General features: G+C 70.7%; 12 protein-coding genes and 1 pseudogene. 8 read left to right on the top strand and 5 right to left on the bottom strand.

The genetic code is table 11. The features are described from left to right. Nucleotides 1-33: 33 nt before the first annotated feature. Entirely contained in the window at nt 34-456 is a 423-nt protein-coding gene (locus ACGWYJ_RS37730) for a hypothetical protein (protein WP_395111400.1), read from the top strand. 26 nt (nt 457-482) lie between these two features. Continuing rightward, on the top strand, nt 483-1,034 hold the full coding sequence (locus ACGWYJ_RS37725) for a DUF4314 domain-containing protein (protein WP_395111399.1): 552 nt from the start codon (nt 483-485) through the stop codon (nt 1,032-1,034). A 195-nt stretch (nt 1,035-1,229) separates the two neighbouring features. On the opposite strand, the gene ACGWYJ_RS37720 is transcribed toward ACGWYJ_RS37725, so the two are convergent. Continuing rightward, entirely contained in the window at nt 1,230-1,586 is a 357-nt protein-coding gene (locus ACGWYJ_RS37720) for an Lsr2 family protein (RefSeq protein WP_395111397.1), read from the bottom strand. A gap of 519 nt (nt 1,587-2,105) precedes the next feature. Here ACGWYJ_RS37720 and ACGWYJ_RS37715 point away from each other — a divergent pair. The 4 genes from ACGWYJ_RS37715 to ACGWYJ_RS37700 all read left to right on the top strand — a co-directional run bounded on the left by ACGWYJ_RS37715 (nt 2,106) and on the right by ACGWYJ_RS37700 (nt 5,019). Then, nucleotides 2,106-3,164 (top strand): hypothetical protein, encoded by a 1,059-nt coding sequence (locus tag ACGWYJ_RS37715; protein WP_395111396.1) that lies wholly within the window; start codon nt 2,106-2,108, stop codon nt 3,162-3,164. Next, a complete protein-coding gene (locus ACGWYJ_RS37710; protein WP_395111394.1) occupies nt 3,154-3,570 on the top strand; it encodes a hypothetical protein in 417 nt (138 codons plus the stop codon). Before ACGWYJ_RS37715 ends, ACGWYJ_RS37710 begins: the two co-directional genes overlap by 11 nt. 272 nt (nt 3,571-3,842) lie before the next feature. Next, entirely contained in the window at nt 3,843-4,391 is a 549-nt protein-coding gene (locus tag ACGWYJ_RS37705; RefSeq protein WP_395111392.1) for an ArdC-like ssDNA-binding domain-containing protein, read from the top strand. Between the two features lie 220 nt (nt 4,392-4,611). Then, the gene (locus ACGWYJ_RS37700; protein ID WP_395111390.1) at nt 4,612-5,019 is read left to right on the top strand and encodes a hypothetical protein; all 408 of its coding nucleotides are present in this window, start codon (nt 4,612-4,614) and stop codon (nt 5,017-5,019) included. Nucleotides 5,020-5,026: 7 nt separating this feature from the next. On the opposite strand, the gene ACGWYJ_RS37695 is transcribed toward ACGWYJ_RS37700, so the two are convergent. After that, nucleotides 5,027-6,130 (bottom strand): IS630 family transposase, encoded by a 1,104-nt coding sequence (locus tag ACGWYJ_RS37695; RefSeq protein WP_395111388.1) that lies wholly within the window; start codon nt 6,128-6,130, stop codon nt 5,027-5,029. A 374-nt stretch (nt 6,131-6,504) separates the two neighbouring features. Here ACGWYJ_RS37695 and ACGWYJ_RS37690 point away from each other — a divergent pair, with 374 nt between their 5' ends. Together ACGWYJ_RS37690 and ACGWYJ_RS37685 are read left to right on the top strand one after the other, a co-directional pair. Next, on the top strand, nt 6,505-6,834 hold the full coding sequence (locus ACGWYJ_RS37690) for a MarR family transcriptional regulator (protein ID WP_395111387.1): 330 nt from the start codon (nt 6,505-6,507) through the stop codon (nt 6,832-6,834). Between the two features lie 365 nt (nt 6,835-7,199). Further along, a complete protein-coding gene (locus ACGWYJ_RS37685; RefSeq protein ID WP_395111385.1) occupies nt 7,200-7,406 on the top strand; it encodes a DUF317 domain-containing protein in 207 nt (68 codons plus the stop codon). Between the two features lie 117 nt (nt 7,407-7,523). On the opposite strand, the gene ACGWYJ_RS37680 is transcribed toward ACGWYJ_RS37685, so the two are convergent. The 3 genes and pseudogenes from ACGWYJ_RS37680 to ACGWYJ_RS37670 form a co-directional block, all read right to left on the bottom strand. Continuing rightward, nucleotides 7,524-9,284: a hypothetical protein gene (locus tag ACGWYJ_RS37680; protein ID WP_395111384.1), complete on the bottom strand. Its 1,761-nt coding sequence runs from the start codon at nt 9,282-9,284 to the stop codon at nt 7,524-7,526. A gap of 70 nt (nt 9,285-9,354) precedes the next feature. Continuing rightward, a complete protein-coding gene (locus tag ACGWYJ_RS37675) occupies nt 9,355-10,569 on the bottom strand; it encodes an AAA family ATPase (RefSeq protein WP_395111383.1) in 1,215 nt (404 codons plus the stop codon). An 88-nt stretch (nt 10,570-10,657) separates the two neighbouring features. Then, a pseudogene (locus tag ACGWYJ_RS37670) lies at nt 10,658-10,877 on the bottom strand (hypothetical protein); the annotation flags it as partial.

Below are 10,877 nucleotides of genomic sequence, written 5' to 3'. Positions count from 1 at the left end.
AATTGCCATCTCGCCGAAGAAATGGAGTACCCCATGACCGATCTCTCGGAGGCCACCCTGGTAGACCCGGATCGGGTGGCGTGGGACGCGGTGTCCACGCTGCTCACCCAGGCCGCCGACCTGGCCGCCGACGACGACATCCCCATCACCGGCCACGTGCTGGAGGCGGGCGCCTTCGGCGAATGCCGGGCCTGGCACCTGCACGAAGACGACGCCGCCCCCTGGGTGCTGCGTCAGGCCCGCTTCCAGATCGCCTGCACCCTGGCGCTGCCGCCCCGCGACCCCGACGACCCGCTGATCGACACCATGCTGGAGGTTCTCGCCCGGCACCCCACCCGAGTGCAGGCACGTGTGCTGCGCGCCGCCGCCGCGCGCCTTCCCCACCGCCCCGCCGACGCCTCGGCGCAGAGCACGACCGACGCCCACGGGCAGCAACTGAGGACGCCGCGACCGTGAGCGCTGGCCGCCCGGATCCTGCCCGCGTGCTGGACCCAGGCACCGGCAAGGTCCGTGTCCTGGAGCGCCGCTGCGGCACCTGCATCTTCCGCGCCGGTGACCCGCTGCATCTGGGCGCCGAGCGCATCCGCCAGGTGATCGAGGAGAACCTGCGCGCTGGGGCGTTGCTGACATGCCACGCCACCTTGCCCTACGGCCCGCACCCCGACTTCGGCCCCGCGGTCTGCGCCGGGTTTTGGGCGCGGCACCGCAACGACGTCCCGGCCGGGCGGCTGGCTCAACTCCTCCTCGGAATCCTCCGCATCCCCCCCGACCACCACAATGATCACTGTGAGGAGGCTTCGATGCCCAACGACCCCTATGGCACGAGCCGTGGAAAGGGACAAGCCGACTCCGAAACGTTGCGCGGACGCCGGATCAGGCTCCTGTTCACCTCCGACCCCCACACCCGCCTGCAGCCCGGCGCCCTGGGCACCGTCACCGGCGTCGACAGCCTGGGCACCATCCTGGTCGCCTGGGATGAGGGAAGCCGCCTGGGTCTGCTCCCTGACGAGGACGAGTTCGAGATCCTCGACTAAGCACCGGCCGGATGGGGGTAGCACCTGCTGACCGACAGTGACGGCTGCGCTCCCTGGGGTGCGCAGGAGTCAATGATTGCTGGCGTTCCTGCCGCCAGCAGCGATCGGCCCCCACCCGGGTTCGACGGGTGGGGGCCGGTGCGGTAACGGGGAGCAGTGCGGGCAAGAGGAGGCGGTACCGGGCGTGGTGTTGGCCTATCCGGTGTGGGCCATGGAGGGGTCGCCTGCCTCGTAGGCCTCAGCGACGTGGGTGGGGATCCGGCCGCGCTGGTTGACCGTGATGCCGTGTTGCTTGGCCCAGGCCCGGATGTCGGCTGCCTGCTCGCGGCCCAGTGCCCCGCGCCGTCCGGATGCGCTGGCGCGCCGATCGCGCCGCGTCCCGACCTTGCGCGCCTTGGCGAGGTAGGGGCCCAAGATGCCGCGCAGCGTGTCTTCGTTCGCCTCGTTGAGGTCGATTTCGTAGCTGCGGCCGTCCAGGCCGAAGTTCACGGTCTCGCCTGCTGGCGTGCCGTCGATGTCGTCGATCTTCTTGATGACCACCTGCTGCGCCATCTGCGTTTCTCCTGTTCTTCGTTTCTCCTGTTCTTGACGCTAATGATGGCCCCCGCTGCTATCGGGGGCACATCCATGGCGGACCATAGCATTTCTCTAACAGCACCGGGAGCATTCCTCCAAACATTTCCGCCCATTTTCAGGTGTGGCTGGACTAGAGGCGGCGGCAGTCACACCAGCCCGAGCACCTGATTTCTACTTGATCGCGGCCGGGGAGCGGAGCAACCATGCGCCCACCATGACCCTATTGCCGCACCCCTTTTAGCAAGGTCAAAGACAGGGCGCACCCCCGCATCATTCCTGGAGAAGAAAAGCCTTCAGGGAGATGGAGAGGCGTCAGAGGGCGAGAGCTCCCCTACACCTCGGCCGGGTGCTGTCCCGGGTGTTGCCTGCGCCGCCGGTACGCCCTCCTTGCGCACAGGGCGCGCGGAAAGTCTGGAGGAAACCTCTCATGAACAAATCCACAGCCGACGCCGTCGGCAGGCGGTCGTCCCGCCCGGAAGCGGGCGTGGGTCGGCGATGAACGGCGAGCTGGAGATCCCCATTCCTGCGCAGGTGGCCTCGCACTTTGTCGTGGTCACCAATGACACGATCAGCGACCCGACCGCCCGTCTGCACCAGGGGTTGGCCGCCCTCGACACCCGGGCAGGCGCGGGCGGCGGCGCGGAGGGTGCGCTGCGGCACTGTGCTGTGGGCTTCCTGCAGGAGGAGCGGCTGGTGGTGCACGGCCACCACCCACCGGCCACGTCCTGGCAGCACGGCCTCCACCTGGCCGCCTCCGCCGACCAGTTGGCCTTCATCACCCGCGCTGGCTACCACCTGGTGATCAGCAGCCTCGCCGAGCCGCACCTGCAACCCCTGGCCGCGCAGAGCGCGCGCCTGGCCGCGCGGCTCCTGGCCCGCGCCACCCACGGCGTGATCATCGATCAGACCACCCAGCGAGCGCTGCCCGACAGCGCCCCCGCCACCCAGGAGCCAGCCACCTTCACATTGGGAGACAACTGGCTCGCCGTTGCCATCCACATCCCCGTCCACAGCACCGTCCACAGCGGCCTCGACGGCAGCAGCCAGACCAGGGCCCTCACCCGAGGGCTGGCCCGGTTCGGGCTGCCCGAGGTGGAAACGGCCGGCTTCCCCGAAGACGCCGCCTCATGCGCGGTGGACCTGCTGCACGCCCTGGCCTGGCGGCTACTGACCAGGCACTGGTCCCACCTGACCGACGACCCCGGCGCCACCACGTGCCTCCTGGGCACCGACCAGCAGGTGTCCACCGCCGACCTGCAGCGTTTCTGGGGCGCCACCCCGACCCGGCCCGCCGGGCAGGTGCACCTCCGGCTGACCAAGGCCGGAGGCGACCACGCCGCCCCACCCCAGGTCCCCTATGGGCGGTCCGGGCTGCACGTCATGCCGCCGCCCGATTACCACGGTGCTCTGGCCACCTGGTGGCGCACCACCGTCGCCCCCGCGATGCCTGCACCCGACTCCACTCCCGACACCCCGGGCAGGTCACCCGGTTCGCCCAGGCACCGAGCCGGAACGGCCGGAAAGCGCGCAGGGAGGCCGAACCATGGCAGCTGAGTGCCCGGATGTGCTACTGGAACAGATCGCCCACCGGGTCTGGGAGGCCACCCGGCGGCACGGCTTGGAGGAGTCCTGCTGCATCGCCGCCACCAAGATCACCCAGCGTGTGGCGCGCTACTTCGGGATCCACGGCCGGGCACAGCCGGTGCGGATCCTGGTCGCCAACCAGGCGGCGCTGCCGCTGATCACCGCGGGCGTCCCCCCGGCTGACTGGCCCGAGCATGCCTGGTCGACCGGCTCGGACGGCACTCGGCTCGGCCCCGACCGCTACGGCGGTCACCTGATCTTCACCGCTCACCGGCAGGGCGCCACCCATCTGGTGGATCCTTCGCTGCCGCAATATGCCCGCCCCCGCCTGGGACTGTCCCTGACGCCGCTGGCCATCCGCCTGGACCGCCGGTGACCCGCCCCCACCCCCACCACGCCCGCCACCACGCCCGCCACCGGGCCCGCCGCCGGGGACGCGGTGGAGGTCGAGGTGGACCACGGCCGCGGAGTGGTGTGCTACCGGCCGCTGGACGACGGCGGCCGGTACCGCCGCTCACCGGACTGGACGGACGGGCAGCGCCTTTGCCAGGCGATCGCCGGCGAGCTAATCCGCACCCTCCGCTCAGCACACCCCCAGCCGCACCACCAGCCCCGTCACCAGCCCCGTCACCAGGGAGGAGAGTGAGCATGCCCAGGTACACCACCCAGCAGCTCACGCAGACCGCCGCCGACAAGGCCCGCACCCTCACCGCCGCAGACCTTGCCGACTTCACCCGCGCCGCCGCCCGGATCGGGGAGGACTACTCGTTGCGGAACCGGTTCTTGATGTGGGTCCAAGACGACCAGGTGAGCCGCGTGGCCGGGTTCCGCGCCTGGCGGCAGCAGGGCCGCCGCGTCCGCAAGGGCGGCCGCGGACTGGCGATCCTGGCCCCCATCCCGCGCCCCGCCACCGACGAGCAACCGCAGGCGGCAGCGGACAAGACGGCGGGTGGGGATAGTGCCGATCAGCACGGGGGGATCGCCGCCTGCAAGGTCACCTACGTGTTCGACATCTCCCAGACCGAACCGCTGGACCCCTGCCCCCGCTGTGGCGCCTCGTGCACCTGCCCGCCACCGACCCCGGGCAGTGCACGCCCACCGGCACCCGGCGAGGTGACTGCCCTGCTGGAGGCACTCACCGCCCACAACGGCGACGGCGGCGACGGCGACGGCGGCGGCGACGGCGACGGCGAGTAGCCGCTGGCCCCTTCGCGTCGGCCGGTCGAGATCGATCGAGTGCCGGCAGGCTGCCGCGCTCATACCAACGGCCAGCCCACGGGCTCAAGCGCTCGTGCCCTCCCCGAGAGCTGCTGTCGGGGAGGGAACGCGAACCTCATGTGGGGCCGACGGCCCTGCGTCCCACCGGCCAAGCAACGCCAGCGACTGACACAAGGAAAAAAGAAGGGTAGGGATGTTCATGGACCCGCTTGTGGGCGTGTTCACGCTGGATGAGAGCACCGTACGCGCCTGGCTGGCCGACCCGGCCACGGCACCCTGGCACGTTCCCGATGATGTGACCACCTGGACCCCGCAGGACCCTGGCGCCGAACAGCAAGTGGCCGAGCTGCTCGCCGCCGCCCAGCAGCACCGCCACCTCACCGGCCCCGGCGAGGTCGTGCTGCTGTTCACCCCCGACCCCGACGGCGATGTGTTCCGGTACCTCCTCGAGCTGTCCGTGACCAGCGGCGCCCTGCTGCGCCTGGCCACCCCGGCCTACCCGTGGGAGGCGCTCGCGCCCGAGGAGGAAACCGGCATCGAGGCCGCCGTGACGATCCTCGGCCGGGCCGTGACCGAGGCCAACACCGAACTAGTGTCCTGTAACTGAAGATCGCTTACTTGGAGTTGTTGGCGAGGAGCTTCTTGTAGTCGCGCTGGAGAACGCGGACCTTGGCGATGATCTCTTTGGGTTTGGCGGTCCAGGTAAAGGGTTTCGCGTCCTGGTTCCAGTCGGTGATGTAGGCGTTGATGGTGTCGATCAGGATGCGCAGGGATCCGAAGCTTCCGCGGCGGATGGCCTGGCGGGTGATGATCCCGAACCAGATCTCGATCTGATTCAGCCAGGAACCGCCGATCGGGGTGAAGTGAAAGCTCACGTTCGGATGGGCGGCCAGCCACGCGTCCACCTCCGCGCCGGAATGCGTGGAAAGGTTGTCCAGGATGACGTGGAGTTCTTGGTCGGCGCGCCGCTCTGCGACCTGGTCCATGAAGGCGATGAAGTCGGCGGTACGGCGCCGTGAAGAACATTTCCCCATCACCTGACCGGTGGCGACTTCGAGCGCGGCGAATAGGTTTGTCGTGCCGTGCCGCACATAGTCATGGGTGCGCTTCTCGCTCTTGGCAAAACTGATGGGCAGCAGCGGCTGCGTCCGCTCCAGCGCCTGGACCTGCGTTTTCTCATCCACTGACAACACCACCGCTCCCTCAGGCGGATCCAGATACAGGCCCACGATATCGATGACCTTCTCGGCGAACTCGGGATCGCGTGACAGTTTGAAGGTGCCTTGCCGGAAGGGTTGCAGATCGTGCTCCTTCCATATCCGGGCGATGACGCTATGTGAGACCGAAACCCCCTCGGCGCGTTTCAAGTACGCCGACATCTCCCGGCTCGACCAATGACTCAACCCCGTCGAGGCCGGCGGCGTCCGGCGGGTCAGCGCCACGACACGAGATCGGACGCTCTCTGGAATCCCGCGGGGCCTTCCTGGACGATCCTGATCGATCAAACCGTCCAGACCAGAGGACTCATAGCGATCCAGCCACTTGTACACAGTTGGCCTGGTCGCGCCCGACATCCTCGCAATCTCGGCCACCGAACGGCCTTCTGCCCGCCACAGCACGATCTGTGCGCGCGCCGCCACCGACCTGTCGTATTCGCCCTGGCGGATCACGGACTCGAGAGAGGAACGCTGCTGCTTCGACAACTCCACAACAGCCATCATTTCACCCTCAAACCAGTATGTAAATGTATTTCAGATACAAGACACTAGGCCAGCTCCACCGGCTCACTGGCTCTTAAGCTCACCGCACCCCGACCATCACGGCTCACCCCGGCACCCGCTACCCGCGACCTTGTCACCGCCGGGCGCATCGCCCGCTTGTCCATCGGAATCATTTCGGGCACCCCGCCCGCACATGGGGCTTGACATCACCGGCGATTCGAGCGTCGATCGACCTCGAACACCCGACCCCGCCATTGACGACGCCATTTCACAACCCGGCCGTTTTCGTTTTCGGCGGGTCGGAATCCATTTCCTAGATAGGCGAAGGCGAGGGTCCACGGATGTCGAGAATCATTCGCATCGACGCCGAGGTGTATGCGTTCCTCCAACAACAGGCGCAACCGTTTGCCGATACGCCCAACCGTGTCATCCGCCGCCTGATCGGGTTGGACACCGATATCGGTGGCGACGAGCCGGTGCCGTTGACGCGGGCCCAGCGCGCCGTCCTGGCCGTGCTACGCACCGACACCGACCTCACCGCGGCCGAGGCGGCCGACGCGGCCGGCATCGGGTACTCAACCGCCGGCCGGGTCCTGACCGACCTGGAACACGCGGGCATGGCCCGGCGTGAGCGCCCGACCGGCGGTGCCCGTGGCCGCGCACGCCACCGCTGGCGGCTGGCCGACCACAACGATCATTGATCGCCCGGGGCCCCGCGCCGTACCCGGTTCCCCGGCGACGGCGCGGGGCCCACCGCACGGTTCGGGCGCGCGCGACGCACGTCGCCGGTTGTGGGTGAACCGACCGGCCCCTGCTCGCCGCATTCCCCGTTTCCTACGTCCCGGATGCCCTACGTCCCGGTTTCCTACGTCCCCCTGGGAACGAGCTGATGATGCCCCTCATTCCCGCGGTTCCTGGCCGGTCCGGGTGCGCCCGACACCGCGCCAGGCGTGTTGCGCAATGCCGGGTGGCGGTTGGAATCCGACGAGGCCAAGGTGTTCGCCTTCGCCCGGGACCGCCGGGTGATCGTGGCGTTCCTGCCGAGGAGAACGAGTTCGCCCCTCGCGTGAGCAACTGGCCAGCCTGGGAGCCGCTGTGGGTGATCCGCGCCTACGTCCACGGCGATCTGCCCGATGTGGTGTGGGAGGCGCGGTTCACCTCCGACACTCCCGCGGAGTTCATCGTGGCGCTGCTGGTCGACCTGGTGCGCAAGGCCCCGCTCGACCTCGACCGCCACGACGATCCCGCACCCCCCCCGCTGCCCGACGACTGATCCCGGCGCGCCCCTGCGGCCAAGGCGCCGCAGCCACGTTCACCGCGGCCACGACGGGGAGACGGCCCGCCACCTGGTGGCGGGCCGTCCCCGTGCTGGTGGGGCCGGGTTGGTGGGTTAGGTGCCGCGGAGGGCGCGGGTGGCGGCCTGGCCGATGAGGGGGGCGGCCTCGGCGGGGTCTTCCAGGTCGACCAGGTGGGTGCCGTCCATGGCGAGGGCACCGTCGAGGGACAGCCACAACACCGCGCAGCCGGTGCCGGTCAGGCGGGTGATGCGCCGTTGCCCGCCCTCCCGTTGGTCGGGGGTGAAGATGCCGTCGGAGACGATCACCAGCAGACGTGCGGCGCCGGGGCGCGACAGGTCAAGGGCGGCGTCGAGGGCGTCGACGGCCTCGCAGAAAGCTTCGGTGTTGTCTTCGGCGGAGAACTCGTGTACCCGGGAGGGGGGCTGCCCCGGGCGGGTGACGGGGCGGACCTTGGCTCCGAAGATGACGGTGGCCGCTTTGGCGTCGGGCACGTGCGCGGTGGCGCGCGCCAAGATCCACGCCGCCGAGGCGACCGGTTCGGCCAGCGCCCACATCGACCCGGACACATCACAGGCGATGCCCACCCGCAGCGGCGGTGTGGGCACGTGACGGCGGACGGTCTGGGTGAACGGTTCGGCGGTCGGGGTTGCCCCGGCGGCGCGTTGCGCGTCGGCGGCCAGCGCCTCGCGCATCCGCAACCTGCCCGGCGGGGTAGCCGAGGTGACGCGGGTGGCGGCGCGTTCGCGGTGCGCGGCGGCGCGCAACATGCGGGCCAGCCGCCGCGCGGCGGCCTGCTCCTGACGCGTGGCCGCCCTGGTGCCGGTGATCTTGGTGGGTCCGCGCGGGGTGACCGTGGGGTGGGAGGAGAACACCTTGCGGGCGGTACGCCGCGCCCGGTCCCGCGCCTGTTGTTCGGTGCGCCGCTCGGCTGCCCGGTCCGGGGCAGGCGGGCTGGGGGGTGGGGCGTCGGCGGTGGTGACGGCCTCCACGACGGCGGTGATCGCCGCCGCCAGCACCGACGAACCGCCCCCGGCGTCTGCCTCGGGTGGGGGCGGCGGCTGGTCGGGGTCGATGCCCAGGCAGTCACACCACAAGCGGCCCAACTCCACCATGGCCTCCGAGTCGTCGTCGGCGACCTGGTGGGCCCGGCACCACAGGGCGGCCAGCGCACTGAGCCGACTCGCCCCGATCACCTCGCACACGGCACCGGCCACCGGGGCGGTCTCCTCGGATTCCAAGACTCCGGCGGAGACTCGTGCCAGCAGGAGCGCGGCGGCGCAGCCTGCGTCCCACGGCGTCATCGCCGCCCGCACCCCGCTGCCAGGTGCGGCCGCCTTGCCTGCGCCTGGGGCCGGGCTCGAGGGTGGTGTGGGGGTGAAGTCGGCCAGGATGAGGCGGGTGGCCGAGGCGCGCAGCCACCGCTGGTCGGTGGGGCGGCGGCGGAGGTGGGCGGCCTCGATCCGCGATTCCTCCAACAGCGTGGCCGCCTCCACCTGCGCCGCCGTCCGGCGGATGGTGGGGGCGTTCCAGGCGGTGTGGCGGGCGTGGGCGGCCTCGTGCACGAACACCCCCCACAAGGCCGGGTACCGCTCACGGTCGGACGGGCGGGACGGGTCGCAGGTGTGCGGATCCTGGCCGAGGTGAACGCCGTCCAGTTCAATGGCGGCCAGCGCCGGGATGAAGCACCCAGGGGCGCCGCGCCCGGCGCCGGGCGCGCACGTGACGGTCAGGTCCTGGCGTTCGGCCAGCGCGGCGACTTGGCCGGTGAGGGCGGCCGACAAGGTGCGCCAAGGGCCGTGCACGGTAGCGGCGGCGGTGGTGGGGTCGGGGGCTGCGATCAGATGCCTCGCCATCGCAGGAACCTCCTTTTTCGGGTTCAGGTCTTCTCGTCGCAAGTGGGCTGGCCGCGCCAGGGTCGGCGGGTCACAGTTGGCGGCCGAGGGCCAGCGGGGTGATAGTGCGTCCGTAGACGGAGGTGAGGACCTCGGCGACCACGTCACGGTCTTCCTCGGGGGCGATGCCGAGCAGGTTGGCCACGGCGGCGTCGGTGCCCAGCACGCGGGCGATCTTCTGGAAGGCGATCAACTCGCGGAGCTGGGGTGCCCAGCCGATCTCCCCGGAGTCCTGGCGGGCGGCCAGGGTGCGGGCCACCCGGACCGCACGGGAGTCGATCTTGAGGGTGCGGGCCAGGTCGTAATCGGTCGACACGCGGATTTGTGCGGAAAACCTCGAGGCCAGGGCCTCGGTGAGGACCGCGCCGTGCACCCCGGGGTTATGTCCGGCGATCACATAGAAGCCGGGCTCGGCGGTGATCGTCTCGCCCTTGTGGGCCTTGACGATGATCTGGCGGCGGCCGTCCATGGCTGGGTACACCACCGCCAGGACTTTGGGTGAGATGAGGGTGGCGTCGTCGATGAACAGGCACCGGCCCTCACTCATCGCGGTCACCAGCGGCCCGTAGACGAACTCATAGCCACCGCCGGGGGCTTGGGTGTACTCGCCGATGAAGTCGGCCACCGCGGTGTCCCCGTCGCCCGCCACGGTGATCAGGTCGGGGAAGGCGGCCTCGACCAGGCTGGTCTTGCCGGTGCCGGGCGGTCCGTACAGCAGCGAGGGGATACCCGCCTCGCGCAGGCGGCGCAACGCGGCCACATCAGGTAGGTCGGCCAGCTGGCGGGGGTGGTATGTCTGCCCGTTGGGACGCCGCACCGGTCCCGCCGCAGAAGCCGCCCCGGGCGCAGACGCCGCGGGGGGTGTGGGCGGGCTCCCCGCCGTACCGCCCGGCGGGCCACCCGAGGCGGGCGGCGCGGACGACGACGGTGTGGACGAGGGCGCTGCAGAGGAGGGCGGCGGGGGCTTGGAACCGGCGGGGGCGCGGCGCACGGTGGCCGCTCTGGCCGCGATCTCGGTGGTGGCGGTGGCGCGGTACCGGCGCGGGCGGACCACCACCTGCTCGGCGTGGCCGTGATCAACCAAGGTGTCCAGCGCGTTGCCCACCGCGCCAGAAGACCGGCCCAGCACACGGGCGATCTCCCCCGGGGTGAAGGCGGCTCCTGGGAAGGTAGCCAGATGCTCGGCCACCCGGCGGCGCAGCTCACCCTGCCCCAAACGGCTACCGCCGCTCGCAGAGCTCGTCATGATGGATCTCCCTCAAAGAACGTCACGGATGAAAGACAGGCCCCCCGGGGTGGGGGCGGGGCGGGGTGCCCGCCCCCACCCGGCGGGTTCAGGTCGTCGCGGGCTCGGTGGGCTCCTCGGCACCCACACCCCCGTCCAGGGCGGGGGCGTCCGGGGTGGCGGTGTCCGGGGCAGGGGCGTGCGGGGCAGGGGTGTCCGGGGCGGCGGTGAAGCGGCGGGGGGGTTTGCAGGGGGTCACCGCCTCGCCCAGGGGGGCCAGGCGGTCCAGGGCGTTGGCGGTCGCTCCGGCCGGGGGCCCGATCACCTTG

It is taken from the genome of Actinomadura sp. SCN-SB, assembly GCF_043906805.1.
GTDB lineage: Bacteria > Actinomycetota > Actinomycetes > Streptosporangiales > Streptosporangiaceae > Spirillospora.
Note: the sequence above shows the minus strand (reverse complement) of the source record. Positions and strands in the feature narration are given on the sequence as shown.

Bases quoted from the DNA above. Each gene is read 5' to 3' on its own strand.
- ACGWYJ_RS37730 (WP_395111400.1), top strand. From the start codon at position 34: ATGACCGATCTCTCGGAGGCCACCCTGGTAGACCCGGATCGGGTGGCG.
- ACGWYJ_RS37720 (WP_395111397.1), bottom strand. From the start codon at position 1,586: ATGGCGCAGCAGGTGGTCATCAAGAAGATCGACGACATCGACGGCACG.
- ACGWYJ_RS37715 (WP_395111396.1), top strand. From the start codon at position 2,106: ATGAACGGCGAGCTGGAGATCCCCATTCCTGCGCAGGTGGCCTCGCAC.
- ACGWYJ_RS37710 (WP_395111394.1), top strand. From the start codon at position 3,154: ATGGCAGCTGAGTGCCCGGATGTGCTACTGGAACAGATCGCCCACCGG.
- ACGWYJ_RS37705 (WP_395111392.1), top strand. From the start codon at position 3,843: ATGCCCAGGTACACCACCCAGCAGCTCACGCAGACCGCCGCCGACAAG.
- ACGWYJ_RS37700 (WP_395111390.1), top strand. From the start codon at position 4,612: ATGGACCCGCTTGTGGGCGTGTTCACGCTGGATGAGAGCACCGTACGC.
- ACGWYJ_RS37695 (WP_395111388.1), bottom strand. From the start codon at position 6,130: ATGGCTGTTGTGGAGTTGTCGAAGCAGCAGCGTTCCTCTCTCGAGTCC.
- ACGWYJ_RS37680 (WP_395111384.1), bottom strand. From the start codon at position 9,284: ATGGCGAGGCATCTGATCGCAGCCCCCGACCCCACCACCGCCGCCGCT.
- ACGWYJ_RS37675 (WP_395111383.1), bottom strand. From the start codon at position 10,569: ATGACGAGCTCTGCGAGCGGCGGTAGCCGTTTGGGGCAGGGTGAGCTG.